The 26,659-nt window shown below is 71.1% G+C and carries 22 protein-coding genes; 13 read left to right on the forward strand and 9 right to left on the reverse strand.

The genetic code is table 11. The annotated features are described in order from the left end of the window. Positions 1-28 precede the first annotated feature (28 nt). The 6 genes from ACF062_RS23160 to ACF062_RS23185 are packed head-to-tail and all read right to left on the reverse strand — an operon-like array spanning position 29 to position 4,530. Complete coding sequence (locus ACF062_RS23160; protein ID WP_392140826.1) at positions 29-775, reverse strand: class E sortase; 747 nt, start codon at positions 773-775, stop codon at positions 29-31. Positions 776-800: 25 nt separating this feature from the next. Then, positions 801-2,153, reverse strand: coding sequence for a class E sortase (locus ACF062_RS23165; protein WP_392140828.1), 1,353 nt, complete (start codon positions 2,151-2,153; stop codon positions 801-803). Then, entirely contained in the window at positions 2,150-2,806 is a 657-nt protein-coding gene (locus ACF062_RS23170; RefSeq protein ID WP_392140830.1) for an aminodeoxychorismate/anthranilate synthase component II, read from the reverse strand. The genes ACF062_RS23165 and ACF062_RS23170 overlap by 4 nt, the downstream gene beginning before the upstream one ends. Next, the gene (locus ACF062_RS23175) at positions 2,803-2,964 is read right to left on the reverse strand and encodes a hypothetical protein (RefSeq protein WP_107097924.1); all 162 of its coding nucleotides are present in this window, start codon (positions 2,962-2,964) and stop codon (positions 2,803-2,805) included. Before ACF062_RS23175 ends, ACF062_RS23170 begins: the two co-directional genes overlap by 4 nt. Positions 2,965-3,018: 54 nt before the next feature. After that, a complete protein-coding gene (locus ACF062_RS23180) occupies positions 3,019-3,708 on the reverse strand; it encodes a class E sortase (RefSeq protein WP_392141204.1) in 690 nt (229 codons plus the stop codon). 51 nt (positions 3,709-3,759) lie between these two features. Next, positions 3,760-4,530 carry a DUF881 domain-containing protein gene (locus tag ACF062_RS23185; protein WP_392140831.1) on the reverse strand — a complete coding sequence of 257 codons (771 nt, stop codon included), beginning with the start codon at positions 4,528-4,530 and terminating at the stop codon, positions 3,760-3,762. 138 nt (positions 4,531-4,668) lie between these two features. On the opposite strand from ACF062_RS23185, the gene crgA reads away from it, so the two are divergent. Further along, on the forward strand, positions 4,669-4,926 hold the full coding sequence (crgA, locus tag ACF062_RS23190; RefSeq protein ID WP_223775717.1) for a cell division protein CrgA: 258 nt from the start codon (positions 4,669-4,671) through the stop codon (positions 4,924-4,926). Between the two features lie 247 nt (positions 4,927-5,173). Here the strand turns inward: crgA and ACF062_RS23195 are convergent, their stop codons facing one another. Next, a complete protein-coding gene (locus tag ACF062_RS23195) occupies positions 5,174-6,070 on the reverse strand; it encodes a rhomboid family intramembrane serine protease (protein ID WP_392140833.1) in 897 nt (298 codons plus the stop codon). A 145-nt stretch (positions 6,071-6,215) separates the two neighbouring features. After that, on the reverse strand, positions 6,216-6,749 hold the full coding sequence (locus tag ACF062_RS23200; RefSeq protein WP_392140835.1) for a peptidylprolyl isomerase: 534 nt from the start codon (positions 6,747-6,749) through the stop codon (positions 6,216-6,218). 272 nt (positions 6,750-7,021) lie between these two features. Between ACF062_RS23200 and ACF062_RS23205 the strand changes: the two genes are divergently transcribed. The 12 genes from ACF062_RS23205 (at position 7,022) to ACF062_RS23260 (ending at position 19,265) form a co-directional block, all read left to right on the forward strand. After that, positions 7,022-7,729 (forward strand): DUF5324 family protein, encoded by a 708-nt coding sequence (locus ACF062_RS23205; RefSeq protein WP_392141206.1) that lies wholly within the window; start codon positions 7,022-7,024, stop codon positions 7,727-7,729. A 175-nt stretch (positions 7,730-7,904) separates the two neighbouring features. Next, positions 7,905-8,837 carry a 3-oxoacyl-[acyl-carrier-protein] synthase III C-terminal domain-containing protein gene (locus tag ACF062_RS23210; protein ID WP_392140837.1) on the forward strand — a complete coding sequence of 311 codons (933 nt, stop codon included), beginning with the start codon at positions 7,905-7,907 and terminating at the stop codon, positions 8,835-8,837. A 63-nt stretch (positions 8,838-8,900) separates the two neighbouring features. After that, positions 8,901-10,298: an ATP-grasp domain-containing protein gene (locus ACF062_RS23215; protein ID WP_392140839.1), complete on the forward strand. Its 1,398-nt coding sequence runs from the start codon at positions 8,901-8,903 to the stop codon at positions 10,296-10,298. Between the two features lie 2 nt (positions 10,299-10,300). Continuing rightward, positions 10,301-11,587 carry a type III PLP-dependent enzyme gene (locus ACF062_RS23220; RefSeq protein ID WP_392140841.1) on the forward strand — a complete coding sequence of 429 codons (1,287 nt, stop codon included), beginning with the start codon at positions 10,301-10,303 and terminating at the stop codon, positions 11,585-11,587. Positions 11,588-11,669: 82 nt separating this feature from the next. Then, entirely contained in the window at positions 11,670-11,954 is a 285-nt protein-coding gene (locus tag ACF062_RS23225) for an acyl carrier protein (RefSeq protein ID WP_223775711.1), read from the forward strand. 2 nt (positions 11,955-11,956) lie between these two features. Continuing rightward, positions 11,957-12,871: a hypothetical protein gene (locus ACF062_RS23230; RefSeq protein ID WP_392140843.1), complete on the forward strand. Its 915-nt coding sequence runs from the start codon at positions 11,957-11,959 to the stop codon at positions 12,869-12,871. Then, positions 12,849-13,631: a hypothetical protein gene (locus ACF062_RS23235; RefSeq protein WP_392140845.1), complete on the forward strand. Its 783-nt coding sequence runs from the start codon at positions 12,849-12,851 to the stop codon at positions 13,629-13,631. Before ACF062_RS23230 ends, ACF062_RS23235 begins: the two co-directional genes overlap by 23 nt. Beyond that, positions 13,628-14,788: an acyl-CoA dehydrogenase family protein gene (locus ACF062_RS23240; RefSeq protein ID WP_392140847.1), complete on the forward strand. Its 1,161-nt coding sequence runs from the start codon at positions 13,628-13,630 to the stop codon at positions 14,786-14,788. The genes ACF062_RS23235 and ACF062_RS23240 overlap by 4 nt, the downstream gene beginning before the upstream one ends. A gap of 386 nt (positions 14,789-15,174) precedes the next feature. Further along, complete coding sequence (locus ACF062_RS23245; protein ID WP_392141208.1) at positions 15,175-15,555, forward strand: 4'-phosphopantetheinyl transferase superfamily protein; 381 nt, start codon at positions 15,175-15,177, stop codon at positions 15,553-15,555. Positions 15,556-15,654: 99 nt separating this feature from the next. After that, positions 15,655-17,850: an MMPL family transporter gene (locus ACF062_RS23250; RefSeq protein WP_392140848.1), complete on the forward strand. Its 2,196-nt coding sequence runs from the start codon at positions 15,655-15,657 to the stop codon at positions 17,848-17,850. 226 nt (positions 17,851-18,076) lie between these two features. Then, positions 18,077-18,367: a response regulator transcription factor gene (locus ACF062_RS23255; RefSeq protein WP_223775705.1), complete on the forward strand. Its 291-nt coding sequence runs from the start codon at positions 18,077-18,079 to the stop codon at positions 18,365-18,367. 196 nt (positions 18,368-18,563) lie between these two features. Beyond that, the gene (locus ACF062_RS23260; RefSeq protein ID WP_223775704.1) at positions 18,564-19,265 is read left to right on the forward strand and encodes an AfsR/SARP family transcriptional regulator; all 702 of its coding nucleotides are present in this window, start codon (positions 18,564-18,566) and stop codon (positions 19,263-19,265) included. 71 nt (positions 19,266-19,336) lie between these two features. Here the strand turns inward: ACF062_RS23260 and ACF062_RS23265 are convergent, their stop codons facing one another. Then, complete coding sequence (locus ACF062_RS23265; RefSeq protein ID WP_392140851.1) at positions 19,337-26,590, reverse strand: amino acid adenylation domain-containing protein; 7,254 nt, start codon at positions 26,588-26,590, stop codon at positions 19,337-19,339. Positions 26,591-26,659: the final 69 nt, after the last annotated feature.

Consider the following 26,659-nt stretch of genomic DNA (forward strand, 5'->3'; position numbering starts at 1 on the left):
CGCAGGGCGCCGGCGGATCGTCAGCGGATCACTTCAGCTCCGCCGGCGGCGTCCGCTCGTTGTCGACCTTCTCGATCCGCTCCAGCTTGCCCCACACCACGTAGCGGTAGTTCGAGGTGAAGACGGGCGTGCAGGTCGTCAGCGTGATGTAGCGGCCCGGCTTCTTCACGCCGGACTCCTTGGGGATCGGGTCCAGAACCTTCACGTTGTACTTCGAGGTCGACGGCAGCGTCGCGTACACCTTGTAGACGTACCACTTGTCCCGCGACTCGTAGACGATCGCGTCGCCCTTCTTGATCTTGTCGATCTTGTGGAACTTCGCGCCGTGTCCGTCGCGGTGGGCGGCCAGCGTGAAATTGCCCTTCTTGTCCTGGGGCAGGGCGGACTTGACGGGCTTCTTGTAGTAGCCGGCGACGCCGTCGTTGAGGAGCTTGCTGTCGGTGCCGGGCTTGACCAGGATCTCGCCGTTGCCCATCGCGGGTACGTGGAGGAAGCCGATGCCGCCCTTGGTGTCGACGCTGCCCGGACCGCCCGCCCAGCGGTCGCGCACCTTCTCGCCCTGCTTGTGCGCCTCGCGGTCGGCGACGACGTTCGTCCACCACAGGGAGTAGACGACGAACAGCCCGAGGACGAGGCCGGCTGTGATCAGGAGTTCGCCGAAGACGCTGACCGCCGTGGCGATGGGGCCGCGGGCCCGGCGTCGTGGTGCGGGCGCAGGCGGGGCGGGCGCCTCGGCCTGCTCCTGCTTCTCGTCGTCCTCGGTCGTCGCTGCCACTGTGTTCTGCCCCGTTCTCACACTTCTAGTTGACCAGCGCGCTCGGCTTGCCCTTGCTGCGCGGCCGTTCCTCGGCCATCTTGCCCCAGACGATCATTCGGTACTTGCTCGTGAACTCCGGGGTACAGGTGGTCAGTGTGATGTAGCGGCCGGGTTTCGTGAAGCCGGAGCCCGGCGGGACCGGGCCGATGACGCTCGTGTTGCCGGGGTCCGTCTGCGGCAGGATGCTCGCCATCTTGTAGACGTAGTACTTGTCCCGCGTCTCCACGACGATGGGGTCGCCCGGCTCCAGGCGGTTGATGTAGCGGAACGGCTCACCGTGGGTGTTGCGGTGGCCGGCCACCGCGAAGTTGCCGGTCCTGGCGTCCGGCATGGCGGTCTTGGTCGCGCCCTCGTTGTAGTGGCCGACCATGCCGCGGTCGAGGACCTTCTGCTTGTCGATGCCCTCGGCGACCGGCACGACGACGTCCAGCTTCGGGATGTGCAGGAGCGCGAAGCCCTGGCCGGGTTCGAAGGTCCCGGGCTTGCCCTTGCCCTTCGCCCACTCCTCCTGGAGGTCGTGGGCGGCGCCGTCCGCCTGCTGCTGGGCCCGGATGTTCGTCCACCACAGCTGGTAGGTGACGAACAGCAGCATCAAGACGCCCACGGTGATGAAGAGTTCGCCGAGCCCTCTGCTGATCACCGCACCGGGCGAGGGCCTGCGGGCGCGCTCGGCACGGCGGGCCTCCAGCCGGGAGAGCGGAGTGCCGTCCGGCCGGGTCCGTGGGGTCTGGGTCTGTGCGGGCTGCCGGGTCTGCGCGGGGCGCGTGCCGCCCTTCTTTGCTGCCTTGCGGCGGGCGGCCCTGCCCCCGGTGGGACGGGGTTCCGCCGCACGGCGGGTGTCGGCGGTCCGCAGACCCACCGTCTCGTCGTCGGTTATCGGCCCGGGGGCATAGGCACCGTACAGCTGCTCGTACGTGGGTTCAGGCGCCCCCTGCGGCCTCGCTTGCTGCCGCGGCTGCTGCTGTCGCTGCTGCGGGAGGCCCTGGGGCTGCGGCGCCTGCTGCCGCTCCTGCGGGAGGCCCTGGGGCTGCGGCGCCTGCTGCCGCTGCTGCGGGAGGCCCTGGGGCTGCGGCGCCTGCTGTCGCTCCTGTGGGGGGCTCTGCGGCTGTTGCGGCAGCTGCGGCCCCGCCGATGTGCTGCGGAACCACGGCGAGGGGTGTCGGCCCGGCAGCGGATCGGTCAGCGGGTCGGCCAGGTGATCGACCGCTTCCTCCAGAGCCGCGGTCTCGTCCAGGCCCCCGGCGCCTCCGTGCGCGTAACCGCCACCGTCCCCGTGCGCGCCGCTCGCGCCGTACGGGGCTCCGGAGGAGTCGTGCTCGGGGCGCAAGGCCGTCACGCCGTGGCCCTGCCCACCACCGGGGCCAGCCCACTCGATCGCTCGACGGCGCCGGTGTCGCCGCACTCCGCCAGCCAGTTGGCGAGCATCAGGTGACCGTGCTCGGTCAGTACGGACTCCGGATGGAACTGCACGCCCTCGACCGGCAGTTCCCGATGGCGCAGGCCCATGATGATGCCGTCCTCCGTGCGCGCGGTGACCTCAAGCTCGGCGGGGACCGTGGCGGGCTCGGCGGCGAGCGAGTGGTAGCGGGTCGCGGTGAAGGGCGAGGGCAGGCCCGCGAAGACTCCCTTGCCCTCGTGGCTCACGAGCGAGGTCTTTCCGTGCAGGAGCTCAGGGGCGCGGTCCACCACGCCGCCGTACGCCACCGCCATCGACTGCATGCCGAGGCAGACGCCGAAGACGGGCACGCCGGTCGTGGCGCAGTGCCGCACCATCTCGACGCAGACGCCCGCCTGCTCAGGGGTGCCGGGGCCCGGCGAGAGCAGAACGCCGTCGAAGCCGTCCTGCGCGTGCCGGAGCTCCACCTCGTCGTTGCGCAGCACCTCGCACTCGGCACCCAGTTGGTACAGGTACTGGACGAGGTTGAAGACGAAGCTGTCGTAGTTGTCCACGACCAGGACGCGGCTGCGGCGGCCGCCGGCGGCACTCACTGGCCGTCCACGGTGACGTCGTTGAAGGGCAGCAGCGGCTCGGCCCACGGGAAGACGTATTGGAACAGCACATAGACCACCGCGAAGACGAGCACCAGAGAAATCAGCGCCCTTACCCATGCGTTTCCCGGCAGATGCCGCCAGATCCAGCCGTACATGCCGTCCCTTCCGTCGCGTACGGCAACGGGCCTCCCTCGCCGTACGGCAACAGACTAACGGCGCAGTGCCTCCGGTTTCCCGGCCTCCACGGGCTGAGTGGCGTCCAGATGGGCCCAGACGATCAGCCGGTGGCTGTGCCCCCACTCCGGTTCACAGGTCGTAAGGGTGAGGTAACGGCCCGGCCCGTCGAAGCCGGACTTGCGCGGGACGGGGTCGATGACGCCGATGTCGCCGGGGAGGGTCCGGTAGGGCTTCTTGTCGATGCGGTACGTGAACCAGGTCGCGCCGTCAGTCAGGACGACGGGGTCGCCGGGGCGCAGCTTCGGGAAGTCCTTGAAGGGGTCGCCGTAGGTGCGGCGGTGGCCGGCCACGGAGAAGTTGCCCTTCTGTCCCAGCTGGGCGGTGGAGGCGTAGTGACCGAGGCCCTTCTTCAGTACGTCGGTGCCCGTGCCCTGGAGCACGGGCTTGTTCCACGTGAAACCGAACCGGGGGATGTACATGACGGCGAAGGGCTTGCCGTCCTTGTAGGGGGCGGGCTTCGCGGGTGATGTCCCGGCCGGCTCGGCGCCCGCCCCCGAGGAGACCGCGCCCCGCGCCCACTGGTCGTGCAACGCGTCGATCTGGCCGTCCATGGCGTTGTCGGCCTTCACACCGGTCCAGAACAGGATGTACACGACAAAGAGCACGATCAGCGCGCCGACGGTGATGCAGAGTTCGCTGAACGTCCTGACGAGCACACGCACGGACATACGCACGGACACAGGACGGTCCCTCCCCGGGGCTCGCTCTCCGTCTCACTCCACAGGCTTCGCGTAGTGGAGATCCACTGTGCCCGAGTAGCCGGGAAGAGTCACCGCCCCGTCGTCGTCCACTTTCCAGCCGAGACCGTACGCGTTGACGTACAGCATGTAGTTCTGGATCTCGGGGGACGCGGCGAGGGCGTCCTTGAGCTTGTCGGGGTCGCCCACGGCGGTCACCTTGTAGGGCGGCGAGTAGACCCGGCCCTGGAGGATCAGGGTGTTGCCGACGCAGCGCACGGCGCTCGTGGAGATCAGCCGCTGGTCCATGACCCTGATGCCCTTGGCGCCGCCCTGCCACAGCGCGTTGACCACGGCCTGGAGGTCCTGCTGGTGGATGACCAGGTCGTTCGGCTGGGGCTCGGGGTAGCCGGGGAGCTTGGCGGTGGCGTCGGGCGGGGCGTCGGCGAGGGTGACCGTGACCGCCTTGCCGCTCAGCTCCTTGGTGCCCGCGTTGGCTTCCAGTGCCTTGAGCCGGGCGTCGTCGGCCTTGGTGTTGCCGTTGTCGCGCTGGGCGAGGGCTTCCACGTCGTCCCGCAGGGAGCCGTTGGACTCGTCCAGCGTGCCGTTCTTGTGGCTGCGCTCCTGAATCAGGTCCGAAAGTTTCAGCAGCGAGGCATCGGTGCGAATGTTGGTGCCCTTGGCCGTGTTGAAACTGGTGAAGAAAATCAGGCCCGCGAGCGCGAAAACGGCGCCCGTAAGCACGCGAACCGGACGCCATCGGGGGCGGCGCCCGGCACCTTCGGGGGAGTCGGCAGAATTGCTCAACGTACCCTTATCTCCTTCAGCGCCGCGGAAGCACTACGCTAACGGACGCCCGGGGGAGGCTCAGCTCCCGGTGAAGCCCGCCCGGCCAGACCACAGTTACCTGCGCGGCCACGCAGCGCATCGACAGGAGAGACCCTCGTGCCGAAGTCACGTATCCGCAAGAAGGCAGACGACTACACGCCGCCGCCGTCCAAGAAGGCGACGGCCATCAAGCTGACCAACCGCAGCTGGGTGGCCCCGGTGATGCTGGCGCTCTTCCTCATCGGACTCGCCTGGATCGTCGTCTTCTACGTCACGGACGGCAAGCTGCCGATCGACACGCTCGGCAACTGGAACATCGTGGTCGGCTTCGGCTTCATCGCGGCCGGGTTCGGCGTCTCGACGCAGTGGAAGTAGCCCCTTCCGGGCCCTCCGCGCAAGCCCTGCCCTGAGTTATCCACAGCGCTATCCACACGAGTGGAAAAGGTCTGAAGATCTGTGGATAACTCTCCGCCGGTTGACACCGGTGTGACTGGCTCCTGGCGCTGCCTCCCCGGCTCGCCCCTTGTCCTTCCTGGGGAAACCCAGGTCAGCGACGAGGGGCACAGCTGTTCCCCACAGCGTGCACAGGGTCGAGTACACGCTGTGGACAACGTGCGTCACCTCATGTGAGCTGCCCGGTCCTGACGACGACCATCACCACGGCCGCGAGCAGCACCAGCGCGCAGCTGCCGAACTGGATGAGGCTCCGCCGCTCGCGGGGCGCGTGCACCATCGCGTAGCCGACGATGACACCTCCGACGAGCCCTCCGACATGGGCCTGCCACGCGATGTTGGGCCAGAACGCCGTGATGAGCAGGTTGATCGCCAGCAGGGCGATGACCGGCCGCATGTCGTAGTTCAGCCGCCGCATCAGGATGGCGGTCGCGCCGAAGAGACCGAAGATCGCGCCGGACGCGCCGAGCGAGGGCTGGTTCTGCTCGTCGAGGAGGTAGGTCAGCGCGCTTCCCGCGATGCCGGACGCCAGATACAGGGCGATGTAGCGGACCCGTCCGAGCGCCGCTTCGAGCGGACCGCCGATCCACCACAGGCTCAGCATGTTGAAGGCGATGTGCATGATGCTGCCGTGCAGGAACATCGCGGTGACCAGGCGGTACCACTGCCCCTCGGCGACACCCTCGAACGACCCGAGCTCCGGCACGAGCGCCTGACCGAGCATGAAGTACTGAGCGGTGAAGCGATCCCCCACCACCTGCTGCACCAGGAACAGGGCGAGGTTCACCCCGACCAGGATCTTGGTGACCAGGCGCGGGTCCGCGGTGACCGCGCCGCCCGCGACCGTGCGCGGCTGGTTGGCCGCCGGCGCGTGGCCGGTGCCCGAGCCCTCGCGGACGCACTCCGGGCACTGGAAACCGACCGAGGCGCTGATCATGCACTCGGGGCAGATGGGCCGCTCGCAGCGCGTGCAGCTGATGCCGGTCTCACGGTCCGGATGCCGGTAGCAGCCGGGCAGGCCCGACGCTCCTTGCGGGTCCTGCGGGCTGCCTGGCACCTGGTCCATGGGGTCCCCTCAATCTCCGTACGAAGAACACTGTGCGGCGCTGCCTGCGCCGGCGCGGCGCACATGGCAGCACGCCGCCCCGCCCTTCCTTACGGATGGGCGGGGCGGTTCGGTTCCCTCGCCGATGGGCTCGGGTACGCGCTGATCAGGCGTCGCGGGTCTCGATGACCACGGACTGGATGACCACGTCGTTGACCGGACGGTCGGTGCGCGGGTTGGTCTTGGTGGCCGCGATGGCGTCCACGACCTTCTGGCTGGCCGGGTCGGTGACCTCACCGAAGATCGTGTGCTTGCGGGTCAGCCACGCGGTCGGCGACACAGTCACGAAGAACTGCGAGCCGTTCGTGCCCGGACCGGCGTTGGCCATCGCCAGCAGGTACGGCTTGTCGAAGGAGAGGTCCGGGTGGAACTCGTCCTCGAACTCGTAACCCGGGCCGCCCGTGCCGTTGCCCAGCGGGTCACCGCCCTGGATCATGAAACCGCTGATCACCCGGTGGAAGACCGTGCCGTCGTACAGGCGGTCCGTCGTCTTCTTGCCGGTCTCCGGGTGGACCCACTCGCGCTCGCCCTGGGCGAGCTCCACAAAGTTCTTGACCGTCTTCGGCGCGTGATTCGGCAGCAGCCGCACCTCGATGTCGCCTTGGTTGGTCTTCAGGGTGGCGTAAAGCTGCTCAGCCACGATCTGCCTTCCGTTGTCTTCTGTGACACCCCGATCCTCGCACGGACCGGATCGGGACGAGTAGCCACCGAGTGGGCGCGTGCCGGAGCGATCCGTGGCATTGTCGGCGAAGAGGTCTTCTCGCACCGATTTTCCGCCTGATCAAGGGCCGGCCGGGTACACGTGACTGAGCCGGATGCCCGTCCTCTCATACCTGGGGGCGATCCGGAAGGCATGATCCTTGAAAGGGTGGAAAGGTGACATACGTATACGCCACCGAGGAGGAGGATCACGTGACCCGCATCGACAGCGTGCGCGCCGCGACCGGCTCGGCCAAGGACAGCGTGCGGCACGCCGCGGACGCGGTGGCGCCATACGCCGACACGGCCAAGGACCGGGCCGCACAGTACGCCCAGGAGGCGCGTGCGCGGCTGGCGCCCAAGGTGTCGCAGGCGGCCGAACAGGCCCGTGTCCAGTACGGCGCCCACGTCGCCCCCCGTGTCGAGCAGGCGCGTGCGCACGTGCCGCCGAAGGTCGACCATGCCGCGCAGGAGGCCGCCGCACGCACCCGCAAGGCCGCCCGACAGGCGGCCGACTACTCCAAGCCCCGCATCGAGCACGCGGTGGCCGCCGCGCAGCCCGTCCGCGAGGAAGCCGCCTCCCGCAGCACGGCGGCCCTCGCCGCACTGCGTGGTCAGGTCTCGGCCAAGGAGATCCAGCGCCTGGTCCGCAAGCACGAGCGCCGGGCCAGGAACGGTCGCATCGCCAAGAGGATCGCCGTCTTCGGCATCCTCGCGGGTGGCGCCATCGCCGCCTGGAAGTGGTGGGACAAGCAGGCCAACCCCGACTGGCTGGTCGAGCCGCCCGCGGCCACCGAGGTCCCGGACACCACGCCGCTGACCTCCGTCGACGGCAGCGACCAGACGTCCCTCGACCCCGAGGTCCAGGCCAAGCAGGCCGAGGCGGAGGCCGAGGAGGCGGACCGGGACAAGCGGAGCTGACCCAGCGGCTCACCCGCGCCACCCGGCGAAGACGCGACGCCGAGGGACGGCGGACCACACGGTCCGCCGTCCCTCGGCGTTTCGGCGTTTCACGTGAAACAGTGCCGCGCCCACCTCGCGGAACAGTCAGTCCACCGTCACCGGGTCGTCAGTGTCTCCGGCGACTGTTACCGCCATGACGTCGATCGTGGCGGTCTCCAGCTGCCTTCCCGACACCATCCCGATCTCCCGCTTCCAGAAGGAACTCCAGCTCACAGATGTCCAGCTAAGGCGTTACGAGCGCTTCTACGGGCTGTCCGAGGTCTGCCGGGACCCGCAGGCGACCGAGCCCGAGCTGCTCCTGCGGGCCGCTACGAAGCTCGTGGAGTTGCGGGGACAGGAACAGCGCGTCAAGTACGTCCTCCAGGCGCGGACCATGCCCTCACCGCTGCCGTACCCACTCACCTCGCTCCGCCCGGTGCAGGCCGAACTCGGCCTGGAGCACGCCGCCGGGTTCGTCGTCTCCCACCACGCCTGCGCCTCGGGGCTGCTCGCCGTGGACATCGCGGGGACGCTGCTCGCCGCCGACCCGGACCCGGACGCGCTCGCCCTCGTCCTCGCCGGGGAGAAGGTGTGCACGGTCCAGACGCAGTCCATCCCTGACGTCACGGTGATGGGCGAGGGCACGGTCGGCGTTCTGGTGAGCGCGAACCCTGCCGGGGGCGACCGGATGCTCGGGTACGCGGCGCGCACCCACACGCGGTTCGGCGACGAGTTCATCATGGGCGCCGAGGCGGCCAAGGAGTTCCAGGACCTGTACGGGCCCGGCCTGTGCGAGGTGATCGGCGCGGCCCTGGAGGAAGCGGGGTGCGGCCTCGACGACCTGGCACTCGTGCTGCCGCACAACGTCAACCGGCTGTCGTGGATCGGCGTCTGCAAGACGCTCGGGCTGCCCCTCGACCGGGTCTTCCTCGACCTCGTGCCGGAAACCGGCCACTGCTTCTGCGCCGATCCCTTCATCAATCTGCAGCGGGCCGGGGAGCTGGGACGGCTACGGCCCGGCGACCGCTACCTCATGACCAGCGTGGGGCTCGGGGCGACCTTCGCCGCCATGGTCTTCGAGCACTGAGTACCCGTCAGCCGTACACCGCGCACCCGAGCGGGCGCGCACAGAGAAATGAACGAGGTCGACATGCATCTTCCGTCCGCCGGCTTCAGCGGGCGCCTCAAGCACGCCGTCACCGGGGCCGACGACACGCCCCTGGTGTTCCTGGGCAACTTCGAGGTGGAGAACCAGTGGGCGCTCGGCGAACCGGCGCTGCCCCGGGTCGCCTCCCACGCGGGGAGCGCCGTCGTGAACCGCATGGACGAGTTCGCGTTGCTGCTCGGCGGCAAGGACGACCACGTCGTCCTCAAGACGCCACTGGACGACGGCTACCGCGCCTACTTGGAGGGGCTCGGCCTCACCCTGCCCACCGTGCACGTGGTCGCGGACCAGGACCCGCAGCGCACGGTCAGCGAGGACGCCCTCGCCGACCCGGAGCTGCTGCGCACCCTGTCAGCGCTCGCCGACGACGGGGCCCGGCTGACGGCGCACGGTATCTCCACCGTGGAGGAAGAGCTGGCCGAGCGGACCGGGCTGCGCCTGGGCGCTCCCCCGGCCGGCGTCTGCAAGCGGGTCAACAGCAAGGTGTACAGCCGCAGGCTCGCCGATGAGCTCGGCATCCGGCAGGCGCGGGGCTGGGCCTGCGAGACGCTCGACGAACTGGCCGATGCCGTCACCGCGGCCGGGGAACTGCTCGACGCGGGGCGCAAGGTCGTCGTCAAGGACGCCTTCGGCGTGTCCGGCAAGGGCATCGTCGTCCTCGACAGCGCCAAGCGTCTCGCCCGGCTGCACCGGATGGCGGTCGCGCAGGCCGAGCGCGCGGCGGCCGCCGACGGCACGAGTCCGCGTACCGCCCTCGTGATCGAGGAGTGGGTCGCCAAGCGGGCCGACCTCAACTACCAGTTCACGGTCGGCCGCGACGGCTCCACCCACTTCGACTTCGTCAAGGAACTGCTCACCGAGAACGGCGTCCACAAGGGCCACCGCATGCCGGCCCGGCTGAACGAGGAGCAGGTCGAGGAGATCACCCGCACCGCGCACCGGCTCGGGGAGCGGCTCCACGCCGACGGCTACTTCGGAGTGGTGGGCGTCGACGCGATGGTCGACCCGGACGAGGGCCTCTACCCCGTCATCGAGATCAACGCCCGCAACAACATGTCCACGTACCAGAACGTCGTGCACGAAGGGCTCGCCGGCCCCGACGAGGTCGCCGTCGCCCGGCACTTCACGGTCCGCCTGGACCGGCCGCTCCCCTTCGCGGAGCTGCGCGAGGTCCTGTCCGGGCTGCTGCTGGAGGAGCGGGGCCCGCGTCCCCACGGCCTCTTCGTGAACAACTACGCCACGGTGAACGCCGCCGCCACCGACGGTGCGGACGGCTTCGAGGGCCGGCTGTACGGCGTGCTCGTGGCGGCCTCCGACGACCTGGTCGGCGCACTCGACGCCGACATCACCCGCCGCCTCGCGGCCCACACGGAACGGAGCTGAACGTGAGCGTCGCATTTGAGGTGCAGGGCGTCGGCATCACCGAACTCGCCGAGGAGTTCGGCACCCCCCTCTACCTGTACGACGGCGAGGAGATCACCACCCGCTTCCAGGGGCTGCGCGAACACCTGCACCCCTCCCTGGAGGTCTTCTACTCCCTCAAGGCCAACCCCAACATCTCCATCTGCTCCCTGCTGTACCGCTGCGGTGCCCGGGCCGAGGTCTCCTCGCTGACCGAGCTGGTGACGGCGCGCCGCGCGGGTGTCGCACCGCGCGACATCATCTTCCTCGGCCCCGGCAAGAGCCGCGCCGAGCTGGCGGCCTGCCTGGACGAAGGCATCTACGCGCTCGTCTGCGAGTCCCTCGGCGAACTGGCCCTCATCGACGAGGTGGCGCGTGAGCGCGGCGTCACGGCGCGCGTCGCGCTGCGCGTCAACCCGAGCTTCTCCGTGAAGGGCTCGGGCCTGACGATGGGCGGCAAGCCGCGCCAGTTCGGCATGGACGAGGAGCAGCTCCTCGCCGAGACCCCGGAGCTTGCCGCCCGCTACCCCGCCGTGCGGCTCATGGGCGTACAGGTCTACCTGGGCACGCGCATCCTCGGCGAGGAGACGGTCGTCGAGAACACCCGCCGCATCCTGGACCTGGCCGAACGCGTCTCGGCCCACCTGGACTTCCCCCTGGAGATGGTCGACATCGGGGGCGGCCTCGGCATCGCCTACTTCGACAACGAGAAGGACCTGGACCTCGCGGAGCTCTCCGCGCACCTCAACCCCCTCATCGAGGGGTTCACGGCCCGGCACCCCGACACCCGCATGATCATGGAGTTGGGCCGCTTCCTCGTCGCCGCGTCCGGCACCTATGTGACGCGCGTGCGCTACACCAAGACGTCGATGGGGGAGAACTTCGCCGTCACCGACGGCGGCACGAACCACCACATGGCGGCGGTCGGCATCGGCTCGTACGTGAAGCGGAACTTCCCGATGGCCGCCCTGGAGCGCATGGACGAGCCGGCCACCGAGCCGTGGCACATCACGGGACCGCTGTGCACCCCGAACGACGTCATCGGCAAGAAGGTGCCGATGCCGGCGCTGCGGGCCGGCGAGCTGGTGGGAGTGCAGCGCTCCGGCGCCTACGGCCCGACGGCCTCGCCGGTGCACTTCCTGAGCCACGGATACCCGGCGGAGGTCCTGGTCCTGGACGGCCGGGCGCGGCTGATCCGCGAGCGGGACGACGTCGAGGTGATGCTCGGGCGGCAGCGGCTGTACGACGCCACGGGCACCGACAAGAACTGAGCCCGCCCGCCGCACCGTGCCCTCGCCGAACCACGCACCCGCTGAACCGCCGAACAACCCACCCCTGAACAAGGAGATCGACATGACCGAGAACACCGCAGTCGCCCTGAGCACCGCGGACCGCGAGCGGTATGTGAACGCTGTCCGTGAAGGCCTTTCGGAGGTCCTGAACAAGGACGTGACCGGGGCCGAGGAGAGTGTGCGGCTCTTCGACGAGCTGGGCCTGGACTCCAGCAGCGCGCTCGAACTGCTCATCACCATCGAGGAGATCCTCGGCGTCCAGTTCGACGCCGATGAGCTGGAGATGACGCACTTCGAGACGGTGGGCTCCCTCGCCGGCTTCGTCGCGGCGGAAACGAGCGGCTGAGCATGTTCCGCACGACTGCGCCCGTGCGGCGTCCCCCCGCCGGGGCCGACACCCCGGCGGCCGTGCCCCGGATCATCCGGGCGGCGCGGCATACCGCGCCGGAGCCGGGCGGGGTCTACGAGCCCGATCCCGTGCGGGAGGGCTTCTTCCGCGAGATGGGCGCCCCCTACGGGGCGTCCTTCGACCGTGAGCGGTACGCCGCCTCGGGCCGGCGCACCTCCGTGGAGCTGGCGTACGGCGCACTCGACGCGTTGGGGCCGCTGTCCGCGCAGGAGTGCCCCGAGGTGGTGGTGGTCGCCTACGCCACCCCGGATTTCGAGCACGCCGAGCTGGTCGCGTCCTGCCTGAAGCGGCGGCTGCCGGGCGAGCCCCTGTCGTTCGCCCTCTCCGACCAGGGTGTCCTCGCGCCGTTCAGCGCGCTGCGGGTGGCGGTGGAGTACGCCCGACGCTGTGGCTTCCGCCGACTCCTTCTGATGATCGTCGATCAGGGCACGCAGCCGTACGCCGTGCCGGACTCGGGCCAGGCAGCCGTCCGTGCCGACGCGGCGGTGGCGCTGCTCGTGGAGTGGCCGGGGGGCGAGGGCGCCGTGCGGGGCATGGCGCAGGGCAAACCGTCGGCCGAGGTCTTCACGCAGTGGGACGAGCGGGCGGCGGTCGTGGCCGGGGCGGGTCTCCCCGCTCGCGGAGCCGATGAGGAAGGCGCGGCGGGGCCCACGCTCCCGCCGCGCGGCGAAGTGGTGGCGAGGGGTGCGCTCGGGCAGCCGTGCACGGGCGTGTGGACCGCGCTCCTGGAGGCCGCGGCCCCGGCCCGGCACATGGTCGTGGCCGACTACGACCGCGAGCGGGACTTCTTGGCCTACTGCACGCTCGACACGGGGGAATGGGGGACTGCTGATGGTCTCGGCCGAGGTGCGTGAGCACGGACACGAGGCACGGGTGAACGCGCGCGCGGACGGATTGGTGCCCGCGCTGACGCTGCTGGCCCGGGCCCTGTCCCCCGGGGTGCCGCCACGCGGGCCGCGTGGCCATGCCGTCCTGCCGAAGGAGCTGCTCGACGAGTTCGCCGCCATGGAGGACTCGCGGGACGCCCGGAGCGGGCGGGACGGAGGCCGGAGCGCGAGCGAGGACGAGGAACCGCTGCCGGGCCTCGCCGTCCTGCGGCCCGATGCGGACGGTCAGGAACCGCGGCCCGGGGCCGGGCCCGCGCCCCTCGACTGGAACGCCAGTCTCGCCTGGCTGCGGCTCGGCATGTCCGAACGGCTGCGGGACGACTGCATCGCCTATCTGGCGGCACGGCAGGTCGAAGGGGTCTCGCTGCTGATGCAGCAGATGGTCAAGGGCGCGCTCGCCGACGTGCTGATCGAGCACCTGGAGATCGAGGGCGTCCTCGATGACCTCGCCGACGGCACCGCGGCCGACGACACGCCCCTCGGCCCCCGCCTGCCGGTGGACGAGCACACGCTCACCCGGATCCAGGCGCAGATCACCCGGACCGACCGGGCGCTGCTGCGGCTGCTCGGCGCGCACGGCTTCACCTCGGCGGGGCCCGGCACGGCCGCCCACGCCTCCGAACTCCTCGCCGACGTGTACTGCGGGCCACGGCCCGCCACTTCGTACGAGACTGGCGATACCGAACATACCGGCCATACCGGCCAGGCCGCCAAGGGGGCCGTGTGATCAGCCTGCCCGGCTCGCTCCTCACCACGCACCGGTACGTACGGGACTGGGCCGACGGCCTGCGCGCGGGCGCCCTGGAACTCGACCGGGACCCGGACGCCATCCACCGGTACCTGGACCTGCCCGCGGTGCGCTTCCTCGCCGGGCACGAGGTCCCGCCCGGCTGGGAGCGGTCGAGCCGGGACGCGGGCAGCGGTCCCGCGCACGGACTGGCCACGCTCGAACGGGTCCTGGTGAGCGAGGAACTGGCGCGCGGTGACGCCGGGATGATGCTGGCCTCGCCCGGCCCCTCGATGTGCGGGGTGCTGCTGGGCGTCCTCGGCAGCCAGGAGCAGCGGGACTGGGTGTACGGCAGGCTCGCCGAGCGCCCCACCTGGACCTGCTTCGCCCTGACCGAGCCCGAACGGGGCTCCGCCATCGGGGAGATGACCGTCACGCTGACCCCGACGGGCGACGGCTCCTACGTCCTCGACGGCCAGAAGCGGTACGTCGGCAACGCCGCGCGCGCCGACATCGCCGCCGTCTTCGCGCGCGTCGCCGGTACCGAGCGGCTCGGCGTGACGGCCGTCCTCGTGGACACCTCCGACCCCGGCTTCCGTGCGGAGCCGCTGCCCACGGTCGGGCTGCGCGGCGTCCAGCTCACCCACATCACGCTCGACTCGGTACGGGTCCCGGCCGGGCGGGTGCTCGGCACGCACCTCCCGCCGACGCGCCGCGGCATGTGGAGCATCGTCAACGTCTTCAACCAGCTGCGCCCCAGCGTCGCGGCGATCGCCCTCGGCATCGCCCGCGCGGCCCACGAGTACGTGGCCGAGCACCGGCAGCTGCTGCGGGGCGCGGAGCGCGAGCTCTTCGACGAGCTGGGCCGGCGCATCGACGCCGCCCGGCAGCTGACCTACCGCGCCGCTCTCGCCGTGGACGCCCGGCCGTCCGCGGGGCATCTCGCGTCGGCGGCGAAGGCCCGCGCGTGCGAGCTCGCGGAGGACGTGACGATCCAGGCCCTCGGCTTCTTCGGGCCCGGCGCCCGCCTCGACCACCCGCTCCTGGACAAGCTCGCCAGGGACGCGCGGGGCGTGGAGTTCATGGAGGGGACGCGCACCATCCAGAAGCTCAACCTCTTCCAGGGGCTCCACACGGGGAAGGTGGGGAGACGCTGAACCGGGCACCCCTTCGCCGAGAGACGGACCAGGTGGTGGTGTGGCACATACCGCTCGGTGCGGGGAGCGGCCCGGACGGGTATCCGCCCGCTCTAGAAGACCTCCTCGACGAGGAGGAGACGGCGCGCGCACGCCTCGGACTGCGTCCCGGCATGCGGCGCCGTTTCGTGATCGCGCACGCCGCCGCACGGATCATCATCGGCGAGCACGTGGGCCGGGCGCCGGACACCCTGCGCTTCGAGCGGGGCCGCTGGGGCAAGCCGCGCCTCGCGGGGGCGGGGCGAGTGCACTTCAACCTGTCGCACTCGGGTGACCTGGCTTTGCTCGCCCTGGCTCCCCGGCCGGTCGGCGTGGACGTGGAAGAGGCCCGCGCGGACTTGGACGGCATGCGTCTCGCCCAGCGCTTCTTCCCGGAAACGGAACGGCAGTTGGTGGCATCCGGCGGCCGCGAGGCCTTCACGCGCCTGTGGGTCAGGAAAGAGGCATGTGTGAAGGCCGCGGGCGCCCGGCTCACTCAAGGTATGGGACTCCCTGTCGCCCACGCCGACGGGCACGTTATTGTGCGGCCCTCCACCGGGCCGCTCACCGGGCCCTGGAGAGTCGCCGACCTGTCACTCCCCGAAGGGCATGCCGGAGCCGTTGCATTGGTGGGCGAAAGGCCTTTTCATGTGTCGCTGAGGATGTGGTGTCCCACCGTGTCAAGTGGAAGAAACTCCCCCTCGAATCAACGTACTTGTACCCGTGGTCCGGCATCGGGGCGTCACTAGATTGAAAGCGTAAGAGCGCGCGGTAAAGACCGGCCGGAACGTGAAGCCAGGCCTGCGTCCCGCGATCCCGTGTTTTCGTTCGAGGAGGGGAAAGTAATCGTGGGAGGCAGGAACCTGATCACCAGGTCCGCCCGGTGGAGCGCCGTCCATCCGTGGTGGGCGATGACGCTCTGGGTGGTGTTCGTCCTGGGCGCGCTGGTGGTCGGCGGCATGACCGGTACCCGGTCGGCCACCGACTCGGACCTGGCCATAGGCCAGTCCGGCCGGTCGGCCGCCATCGCCAAGAGCGGCGGCCTGGAAGACCATGCGGTGGAGAACATCCTGGTCACTCCGTACGGGGACAGACTCGACCCGGGCGTGGCGCGGGCGGCGGCCGACGACGCGGCAGCCGCGTTGAAGGGCGCCAAGGGCGTCGACTCGATCGGCAGGCCCGTCCGGGCGCCGGACGGCTCGGCGCTGCTGGTGCCGGTGACGCTCAAGGGCGATCCGGAGACGGCCGCCGACCGGGTGCAGCCGCTGCTCGACAGGCTGGACGAGACCCGCCGGTCCCACACAGACGTACGCGTCGAGCTGGTCGGCGCCGGGACCATCAAGGCCGGCCTCGACGACATGCTGGCGAAGGACCTCACGAAGGCGACCGGGCTGAGCCTGCCGGTGACCCTGATCGTCATGGTCTTCGTCTTCGGCGCGATCGTCGCCGCGAGCGTGCCCGTCGTCCTCGGCATCTCGTCGGTCCTCACCGGCCTCGGCCTGTGGGGGGTCGCCTCCCAACTCGTGCCGGACCCGGGCCCGGTGACCCACATCATCGTCCTGATGGGGATGGCCATCGGCGTCGACTACTCGCTCTTCTACCTCAAACGGCAGCGCGAGGAACGCGCTCTCGGCGCCCGCAACATCGACGCCATCGAGATCGCCGCGGCCACCTCAGGCCACTCCGTGATGGTGTCGGGCCTGGTCGTCATGGTCTCCATGGGCGCGCTCTACCTGGCCGGGCACATCGCCTTCGAGTCGATGGCGACCGGAGCGGTGCTGGTCGTCGCCATCGCGATGCTCGCCTCGCTGACCGTGCTGCCGGCCATGCTGTCCAAGTTCGGCCCCTACCTGGACAAGCCGCGGGTGCCCCTGGTGTGGCGACTCACGCAGAAGGGCGGCCTCAAGCCCCGTCTGTGGTCGACGATGCTCAAGCCGTCCCTGCGCCACCCGGTCATCGCCCTGGTGCTCTCCGTCGGCGTACTGCTGGCCCTCGCGCTGCCGGCCCTCGACCTGAAGCTGAAGGCCACCGGCATCGACGACCTGCCCAAGTCGATACCGGCGATGCAGGCCAACGCGCGTCTGACCCAGTCCTTCCCGAGCCAGGCGGACACCCACACCGTCGCCGTGAAGGTGCCCGAGGCGCAGCGCGGCGAGCTGCGCACCGCGGTCGCGGCGCTGGTCGAAAGCGCCGAGCGGAACAAGCTCTTCACGCACACCCCGCCGCCCGAGGTCCATACGTCGAAGGACGGCACGGTCGCCACGATCGCCGTCGGCACCCGCTTCAACAGCAGCTCCGAGAAAGCCAGGGAGTCCCTGTCCGTGCTGCGCGAGGACATCGCGCCGAACACCGTCGGCACGGTCGAGGGCGCCGAGTTCGCGGTCGGCGGCAGCGACGTGGCCTACGACGTGGACTACCGCGCGAACGTCGTCGAGAAGATGCCCTGGGTGCTCGGTGTCGCGCTGCTGCTGACCTTCCTGGTCATGGCCATCGCCTTCCGGTCGCTCATGCTCGCCCTGATCACGGTGGTCCTCAACGTCCTGTCCGCGGTGGCGTCGTTCGGCCTGCTCGCACTGATCTTCCAGCGGACCTGGGCGGAGGGCATCCTCGACTTCGAGTCCACGGGCCGGGTGGTGGCCTGGCTGCCACTGATGCTCTTCGTCATCCTGCTGGGCCTGTCGATGGACTATCACGTCTTCGTCGTCAGCCGGATCAGGGAGGCGGCGCGCGGCGGGCTGTCCATCCGGGACGCCGTCGAGCAGGGAATCACGCGGACGGCGGGGGTGGTGACGAGCGCCGCGGTGGTGATGGTCTGCGTGTTCGCCCTGCTCGCCTCGTTGAACTTCATCGAGATGAAGCAGATGGGCGTCGGCATGGCGTGCGCGGTGTTCCTGGACGCCACGCTCATCCGGATCGTCGTCCTGCCGGCCGTGGTCACGCTGCTCGGCTGGAAGACGTGGTGGCCCTCGCGGCTCGCGCACCAGGACGAGTCGAAGCCGGCGCGCCTGCCGGCCGCGGTCGAGGAGCGAACGACCGTCCACTGACCGGTATTCAACTCCGCAAAGAAACGTCCCCGGCTGCTGGGGGAGGGCAAGAGCCCTCCCCCAGCAGCCGTCTTTGCGTGCTCTTCGCCTGGCGGACCGCCTGGATGTCCTGTGTTCAACTTGTGATGGCTGTGGCTGAAAGTGGTGGGAGTTGTAGACTCGCGTGTGCGTTCGCTGGCGGCCATACGGCGTACGCACAGGGGGAGCAGACCAGGGGGAGCGAGTCATGGGCAATGACGCCGAGGTGCCCGCGGTGCGTTGGCAGATCGAGCTCGCTCGGGTGGGGTCCCTCTCCGAACGGGAGACCCAGGTATTCGGATTACTGGGGGCCGGTTATTCCAACCGCGGTATCGCGGCCCGGCTTCACGTCACGGAACGCACGGTCAAGGCCCACGTGGCGGCCATTCTCGCCAAGCTGGAAGTGGAATCCCGACTTCAAGTCGGCCTGGTGGCCCAGGCACATCAGCTCATGTACGAAGGTACAGTGCCGGATCAGCCGACTGTGACTGATAATTGACCGGTTAGGGTTTACCCCAGGCTTTCCCTCTGTCAGACCGGGCCGGACAGTCGACCGCTGTTTTGCGCCCCGGGCCCGACACCGCAAGGTGCAAGGTGGGATTCTATGGCTTCAATTCTTAGCTAGGGGACGGGAATTGGTACACATCTCCATATTGGGCCCGCTGCTGATCGGGGACGGTCATAGAACCGTCGGCATGCGGGCGAAGAAGAATCGAGTCATGCTCGCGATGCTGGCCCTGAACTCCGGGCTGGTGGTCGCATTTGATGAACTCATCGACGAGTTGTGGGGGGAGACCACACTCAAGAACGCGCGGAACGCACTGCATGCGAACGTGAAGCGCATGCGCCAGTCATTGGGGGAACTGGGCCTCGACGGCCCCGACCGGGTCCACATCCGTACGGTGGACAACGGCTACGTCCTTGAGGCCCCTGAGGGCTCCCTGGACGCGTACCGCTTCCTGCGTACGGCGGAGAAGGGCGCGAGCCTGGTCGACGAGCGGCCGCACGAGGCCATGGACCTTCTGCGCGAATCCCTTTCCATGTGGCGGGGCCCTGCCCTGCTCGACGCCAGCGACGGCCCGCGGTGCAGAGCCGTGGCGCTCCGTCTCGACGAACAGCGCAAGACCGCGAGGGAGAATCTCATCGCGGCGCAACTTCAGGCCGGCGAAGCGGGGGTCGTCGTCGCCGAGTTGAAGCAGCTGCTCGCGCAGTATCCGGAGCGCGAGCGGTTCAGCGAGCAGCTGATGATCGCCCTGTACCGCTGTGGGCGGCAGTCCGAGGCCGTCGACATCTTCCACCGCACACGCAAGTGGCTCGACGACGAGCTGGGGCTCAAGCCGAGCCGGCGGCTGCACCACCTGTACCAGGCGATCCTGATGCAGGACCCCTCGCTCTGAGATCCAGGTGACAGCCATTCACCCTGTCGCGGCGCCGGCAGCTCCACAACGAGCTGCCGGCGCCGCCGCGTTCAGCGATGTCCCAGAGCCGCGTCGACCAGGGCGCCGATGTGCCGGGCAGCTCGCGGGGTGAGCATCTCCTCGTGGCCACAGGGCACTTCGCGCACGGTGAGCGGCCCCTCCAGGTGCGGGAGCCAGCGCTGCGGGAGCGCGGCGTCCGCGCCCCGCTGTTCGTCGGCGGCGACGAAGAGTGTCAGCGGTCCGGCGAACCGCCCGGGGCTGAACTCGCGGGCGATGTCGGTGTGGTGGCGCATGACGGCCATGAGACGGCGCAGGTCCTCCGCGCCGATGTCGGCGCCCTTGGCGTGGTGTTCGAGGAACGCGGCGCGGATCCCCTCATCGGAGGGGTTCGGGTCGTCGGGCGCCACGGGATAGACGTCCAGCGCCGCCAGAAAGGCGACCTCCTCGCCCGCCGCCTGGAGCCGGACGGCCATCTCGTGCGCGACCAGGCCACCGAACGACCAGCCCAGCAGGTGGTAAGGCCCGTGCGGCTGCACCTGCCTGACGCGTTCGACGTACGTCGCCGCGAGGGCCGGGATGTCCTTCGGCCGGTCCCAGCCGTCCGCGTCCGCCGCGATGCCGTCGGACTGGAGGGCGTACAGCGGCCGGTCCGCGTCGATGTGCGGGGCGAGTTCCGCGTACGGCAACCCGAAACCGACCCCGCCGTGGACACAGAAGAGGGGGGCCGCGGTGCCGGTGGGCCGGATGGGCAGGAGGGGTGCGAGCGGGACGGCCTCGGTGGGCGCCGAGGGGGCGGTGGTGCGGGCGGCAGCGGCGAGGGCCGCCACCGTCTTGTGGGCGAAGACATCGGCCAGCGAGAGCGTGAGTCCCGCCTTCGCGGCGCGGCTGACGATCTGTACCGACCGCAGGCTGTCGCCGCCCAGGGCGAAGAAGTCGCCGTCGGCGTCCACCTCTTCCAGGCCGAGCAGCTCGCAGAAGACGCCGGCCAGGATCTCCTCGGCGGCCGTCCGCGGTGGGCGCCCGGGGGCGACCGCCTCGGTGGCGCCGGCCGCCGTGGGGTCGGGCAGGGCACGGGTGTCGAGCTTGCCGTTCGCCGTCAGGGGCAGCGCGGGCAGGGTCACCAGGGCCGCGGGCACCATGTGCGCGGGCAGGGACTCGGCGACGTACGCGCGCAGGACGGGCACGTCGACGGCGGCGACGCCGGAGACGGGCACGACGTACCCGGTCAGCTGCGGGGTGCCGGTCCGTGACGGCGTGAGGGTGACGGCGGCCTGGTCGACCACCGGGTGGCGGGTGAGGGTGGCCTCGATCTCGCCCGGCTCGATGCGGAAGCCGCGGAGCTTGACCTGGTGGTCGGCGCGGCCGAGGAAGTCGAGGGTGCCGTCGGGCCGCCAGCGCACGAGGTCGCCGGTGCGGTACATGCGCGCTCCGGGCGGTCCGAACGGGTCCGCGACGAAGCGGTCGGCCGTGGTGGCGGGGCGGCCCAGATATCCGTGGGCGAGGCCGTCCCCGGCGACGTAGAGCTCACCGGTGACACCGACGGGTGTCGGTGAGAGGGCCGGGTCGAGGACGTACACCCGGACGTTGTCCAGGGGGCGCCCGATCGGCGGCTTGCCGCCCGTGGCCAGCGGCTCGCTCCAGGTGGCGCAGACCGAGGTCTCGGTCGGCCCGTAGGCGTTGCGCAGCGGGGTGCCGAGCCGGGCGAGACGCTCGGCCACGGCGGGGGGACATGCCTCGCCGCCGACGAGCAGGCACAGATCATCGGGGAGCTCGGCGGCCTCCGGGAACGAGGCGACCACGGTGGGCGGCAGGACCACGTGGTTGATGCCGTGCTCCATGAGCAGGTCGACCAGGATCTCCGGGGAGAGTCTGCTGTCGGCGGTGGCGAGGACGAGTGTGCCGCCGGAGAAGAGCGAGGCGCACAGCTCCCACACGCTGGCGTCGAAGCTGAACGAGGCGAACTGAAGGACGCGCGTGCCGGGCCCGGTGCCCAGGCGTGCCCGCTGGTTGGCGGCCAGGTTGGCCGCGCCCGCGTGGGGCACGACGACGCCCTTGGGGCGACCCGTCGAGCCCGAGGTGTAGATCACGTACGCGGAATCCCGCGGCGCCAGCGGGCGGGTGCGGTCGGCGTCGGTGGGGGCGGTGCCGGGCCGGTCGGCGAGCCGGGCAAGGGTGTCCGGGTCGTCGAGGACGAGGCGGGCGGCTCCGGCGGGCAGCGCGGGAAGGCCTTCGGCGGCCACCGCGTCGGTCAGGACCTCGGCGGGCGCCGCGTCCCCGAGCATGTACGCGATGCGCTCGGCCGGGTAGTCCGGGTCGACCGGCAGATAGGCCGCGCCGGTCTTGAGGACGGCGAGCAGCGCGACCACCAGCCGGGCGGAGCGCGGCAGGGCCAGGGCGACGAGGTCACCGGGTCCGACACCGCGCCGCAGGAGGAGGTGGGCGAGCTGGTTGGCCCGGGTGTCGAGTTCGGCGTAGGTGAGGTGGGCGGGCCCGGCGTGGCCCGGGTCAGGTGCGATCAGTGCCGGCTGGTCCGGGGTGCGGGCCGCGTTCGCCTCGAAGAGGGAGACGAGGGTGGCCGGCGGCTGCGGGTGGGGGTGACCGTTCCACACCGTGAGGAGCGTGTGGCGCTCCTCGGGAGTGAGCAGGCCCAGCGAGCTGAGCGGGGCGTCGGGGGTGTGCGCCGCGGCGTCGAGCAGGGTGGCGAGGGCCTGCGCGATACGGGCCGCCGTCGCCTCGGTGAACAGGTCCTCGCTGTACTCGAGGAGGATGTCCAGGCCGTCGGGGGTGCCGTCCGCGGCCGTCCGCTCCGTCACCTGGAAGGAGAGGTCGAACTTCGCCGTGACCGTGCCGACCGGCTCGACCTCGGCCGTGAGGCCCGGCAGTTCGGGCAGCGGGTCCGCGCTGTTCTGGAAGGCCAGCATGACCTGGAAGAGGGGGTGCCTGGCCAGTGAGCGGGCCGGGTTGAGCTCCTCGACGAGGTGCTCGAAGGGCAGCTCGGCGTGGGCGTACGCCGTCAGGTCGCTCTCCCGCACCCGGGAGAGCAGCTGGGTGAACGTGGGGTCGCCGCTGGTGTCGGCGCGCAGGACGAGCGTGTTGACGAAGAAGCCGACCAGATCGCGGACCGCCTCGTCGGTACGCCCCGCCACGGGGCTGCCCAGCGGGATGTCGGTGCCCGCGCCCAGCCTGGTCAGCAGGGCGGCGAGCCCGGCGTGGACGGTCATGAAGAGACTTGCCGTGTTGCGCCGCGCGAGATCCGCCAGGCGGGCGTGGGCTTGGGCGGGGACCGTGCACGCGACGCTTCTGCCCCGGTGTCCGGCCCGCGCGGGGCGCGGGAAGTCGGTGGGCAGGTCGAGCTCCTCGGGGAGGCCGGCCAGCGCCTCGCGCCAGTGCGCGAGTTCCTTCGCGAGCAGGCTGTCCGGGTCGCTCTTGGCGCCGAGCAGCTCCCGCTGCCACAGGGCGTGGTCCGCGTACTGCACGGGCAACGGCTCCCACCGCGGTGCCGCGCCCGTGAGCCGGGCCCGGTAGGCGGACGTCAGATCGCGGGCGAGCGGCCCGAGGGACCAGCCGTCGGCGGCGATGTGGTGCACCGTCAGGGCGAGGACGTGGGAGTCGGCGCCCAGGGTGAGGAGCCGGGCGCGCACGGGTGCCTGGGACGACAGGTCGAAGGGGTGGGCTGCCTCGGCGGCGAGGGCCGCGGCGAGAGCTGATTCGCCGGGCAGGTGCACGTGCTCCAGGCGGGCGCCCGCCTCGTCGGCCTCCTCGCGGGAGAGGAGAAGCTGGGCGGGGAGTCCGTCGGCCTCCGCGAAGACGGTGCGCAGGCTCTCGTGGCGGGCGACCACATCACGTACCGCCTCCGTCATCGCCGCGGGGTCGAGCGGGCCGCGGAGGCGGACGACCAGGGGGATGTTGTACGTGCCGGACGCGCCGTCCATCCGGTTCAGGAACCACAGGCGTTCCTGTGCGTACGAGAGGGGGACGGCGGTCGGCCGGTGCGGGAGGGCGCGCAGGGGCGGGCGGCGGGTGCCGGACCCGGCGGGCGGCCCCGAGGGGGCGCCGGAGGCCTCGGGCAGCGTGCGGGCCAGGGCCTGCGCGGTACGGGCGTCGAACAGGGCGCGCACCGGGACGTCCACGCCGAGGGCCGAGCGCAGCCGGTTGGCGACCCGGATCGCGGACAGCGAGTGACCGCCGAGGGCGAAGAAGTCGTCGTCGGCGCCGATCCGCTCCAGGCCGAGCACCTCCGCGAAGACCGCGCACAGCAGTTCCTCCTGTGCCCCCACCGGCGCCCTGCCCGCCCCGGCGCGCTCGCCGGGGGGCGCGGGCAGCGCCTTCCGGTCGACCTTGCCGTTCGGGGTCAGGGGCAGGGCGTCCAGGGGAACGTACACGGCAGGGACCATGTGCTTGGGCAGCACCACGGACGCGCGCTCCCGCAGCCGGTCGTGGTCGGTCCCTGCCGGTACGACATAGGCGACCAGGCGGGTCTCCCCGCCGTGGTCGGTGCGGGCCGTGACGACGGCCTGCTGGACCCCGGGCTGCGCGCCGAGCACGGACTCGATCTCGCCGAGCTCGATCCGGTAGCCGCGGATCTTGACCTGGTGGTCGCTGCGGCCCGCGTACTCGAGGGCCGTACCGGCGGGGTCCCAGCGCACGATGTCCCCGGTGCGGTACATGCGCGCCCCGGGCGGCCCGAACGGGTCGGCGATGAAACGCTCCGCCGTCAGGCCCGGACGGCCCAGGTATCCGCGGGCGAGCCCGGACCCGGCGATGTACAGCTCGCCGAAGGCTCCGTCGGGAACGGGGCGCAGGGCGCGGTCGAGGACGTACACGCGGGTGTTGGCGAGAGGGCCGCCGATGGGGGGCGGGCCCGGCTCGGCCGGCGCCTCGTCCGTCGTACGCGGGGTGGGCGGCGCGGTGGCCACGGGGGCTGTCAGGGCCGCGGCCGTCGACCAGATCGTCGTCTCCGTCGGGCCGTACACATTGGTCACGGACGCGCAATGCGCGGTGAGTGCCCGGGCGAGCGGCCCGGACAGCGCCTCGCCGCCCACCAGGGCACGGACCCCGGCCAGCCGGGACCCGTGGTCGGTGGCGAGGGTCTGCCAGAGGCTGGGTGTGGCCTGCATCAGGGTGGCACCGAGCGACGTGACGGCGGTGGCCAGGGCGGCCGGGTCGCGCACGGTCTCCCGGTCGGCGACGAGCAGCTCGGCGCCCGCCGCGAGCGGCACGAACAGCTCCAGGTTGGCGATGTCGAAGCCGAACGTCGTGACCGCGAGGAACCGGTCGGCCGAGGTCACGCCGGAGCGCCCGCACATGTCGTGGACCAGGTTGGTGAGGGCGCCGTGCGGCACGACGACGCCCTTGGGGCGGCCGGTCGAGCCCGAGGTGTAGATGACGTAGGCCGGATGGTCGGCGCGCGGAGGCGGGAAGGGCCCCGGCAGGCCGAGGTCCCCGGCGGCCGGCGGACCGGCGGAGGCGTCCGGCCCGTCGAGGACCCACAGCTCGCCCGTGCTCGCCCCGTCCTCCTCGGCGAGGAGGGCCCGGACGCGGCGGTGGGTGAGCGTCACCACGGGCGCGGCGTCCGCCAGCATGTAGTGGAGGCGGTCGACGGGGTAGTCGGGGTCGAGCGGGAGGTAGGCCGCGCCGGACTTGAGTACGGCCAGGGCGGCGACGACCAGGTCGCAGGACCGGTCGAGCGCGATGGCCACCACCCGCTCCGGTCCCGCGCCCGCCGCGCACAGGGCGTGGGCCAGCCGGTCGGCCCGCGCGTGCAGCTCCCGGTGGCTGAGCCGCTCGTCGCCGCAGGTGACCGCCGGGGCGTCGGGGCTCCGGACGGCCCACTCCTCCAGGAGCGGTGCCAGCCAGTGCCCGGGGAGGTCCGCGGCGGTGTCGTTGCGTACGTCGATGACGTCCGCCCGCTCGGCCCGGTCCAGGACGTCGAGGCGTCCGCACGGCACGTCGGGCCGCGTGACGGTGTCCTCCAGGAGGCGCGCGAAGCGGCGCCCGATGCGGTGGGCGGCGGCGTGCGGGAGGCGGGAGGGGATGTGGTTGACCGTCAGCCCGAGGGGCGTGCCGGGAAAGACGGTGAGGGTCACGGGGTAGTGCGTGGCGGAGCGGATGTCGACGCCCGTCACCCGAGGGCTCGCGTCCGTGGTGAGCGGCAGCTGTCCTATCGGGTAGTTCTGGAACATCAGGGCCGTGTCGAAGAGTTCGCCGCGTACGGGGGTGAGCTGCTGCACCTCCGCCAGCGTCAGGTGCTCGTGCGGGAGGAGGTCCGTCTGGGCCCGCTGCACGGCGGCGAAGAGGTCGGCCGGTGTGCGGGACGGGTCCACGTGGACGGTGACGGGAAGCGTGTTGGCGAACAGGCCCACCATGCGCTCGACGTCCGGGATCTGCGCCGGTCTGCCCGATGTCACGGCGCCGAACACCACGGTGTCCTGGCCGGTCAGCCTGGACAGGAGCAGGGCCCAGCAGCCCTGCACCACGGCGTTGACGGTCAGGCCGCGGGAGCGGGCGAACCGCACGAGCGCGGCGGAGGCCTCGGGTGTGAGGTCGACGGGGACCTGCTCGGGCAGTGCCCTGCGGTCCTCCGCACGGGCACCGCTCCCGGCCTCCGCGGGGACGAGCCGCGTCGGTTCCGACACACCCGCGAGCGCGTCCGACCAGGCCTGTCTGGCGGCCTCCTTGTCCTGCGCGTCGAGCCAGGACAGGTGGGCGCGGTAGGGGGCGGTGGCGGGCAGGCCGTGGCCGACGGGGGCGGGCACGGGGGCGGCGGCGGTGGAGACGGTGGGCGGCTCCGACGCGAATTCCTTGGCCAGTTCCGCGAGTTCGCGGATCAGCTCCGCCATCGACCACCCGTCGACCAGGATGTGGTGGACCGTCCACACCAGGCGGCAGCGCCCGCCACCCGCCCTGATCAGGGTGAAGCGGTGCAGGGGCGGGCGGGACAGGTCGAAGCGGCGCAGCCGGTCCTCCTCCGCCACGAGGTCGAGCTCCGCCGCCGTGGGCGTCCGGTCCCCGGCGCCCAGGTCCACCTCGCGCCACGGAAGTTCCACCGAGGCGGGGATCACCTGGATCGCCTCACCGCTCTTCCGGTGCCGGAAGCAGGCCTTCAGATTGGGGTGCCGTTCCAAAAGCGCGCCGGCCGCACCGCGCAGAGCCGTGACGTCGGAGCCGGTCATCTCCTCGAAATCCACCACCAGCTGAATGGTGTAGACGTCCGTTTCCTCGCGGTGGTACTCGGAAAGAAAGAGCAGACCCTGTTGCAAAGGCGAGAGCGGAAGTACTTCACTGATGGCGGACGGGCGATTCAAGCCGTGCTCCTCACGGAAGAGCCAGATATCGGAATTCGACAATTTCCGATGGCACTGACCGGCAACTGA

The sequence above is a fragment of the Streptomyces sp. NPDC015345 genome, from assembly GCF_043078805.1.
In the GTDB taxonomy this organism is placed as follows: Bacteria; Actinomycetota; Actinomycetes; order Streptomycetales; family Streptomycetaceae; genus Streptomyces.

Excerpts from the sequence above, each read along its gene's own strand:
- ACF062_RS23175 (WP_107097924.1), bottom strand. The coding sequence starts at position 2,964 with ATGTACGGCTGGATCTGGCGGCATCTGCCGGGAAACGCATGGGTAAGG.
- ACF062_RS23195 (WP_392140833.1), bottom strand. The coding sequence starts at position 6,070 with ATGGACCAGGTGCCAGGCAGCCCGCAGGACCCGCAAGGAGCGTCGGGC.
- ACF062_RS23210 (WP_392140837.1), top strand. The coding sequence starts at position 7,905 with ATGACGTCGATCGTGGCGGTCTCCAGCTGCCTTCCCGACACCATCCCG.
- ACF062_RS23215 (WP_392140839.1), top strand. The coding sequence starts at position 8,901 with ATGCATCTTCCGTCCGCCGGCTTCAGCGGGCGCCTCAAGCACGCCGTC.
- ACF062_RS23225 (WP_223775711.1), top strand. The coding sequence starts at position 11,670 with ATGACCGAGAACACCGCAGTCGCCCTGAGCACCGCGGACCGCGAGCGG.
- ACF062_RS23230 (WP_392140843.1), top strand. The coding sequence starts at position 11,957 with ATGTTCCGCACGACTGCGCCCGTGCGGCGTCCCCCCGCCGGGGCCGAC.
- ACF062_RS23235 (WP_392140845.1), top strand. The coding sequence starts at position 12,849 with ATGGTCTCGGCCGAGGTGCGTGAGCACGGACACGAGGCACGGGTGAAC.
- ACF062_RS23245 (WP_392141208.1), top strand. The coding sequence starts at position 15,175 with ATGCGTCTCGCCCAGCGCTTCTTCCCGGAAACGGAACGGCAGTTGGTG.
- ACF062_RS23255 (WP_223775705.1), top strand. The coding sequence starts at position 18,077 with ATGGGCAATGACGCCGAGGTGCCCGCGGTGCGTTGGCAGATCGAGCTC.
- ACF062_RS23260 (WP_223775704.1), top strand. The coding sequence starts at position 18,564 with ATGCGGGCGAAGAAGAATCGAGTCATGCTCGCGATGCTGGCCCTGAAC.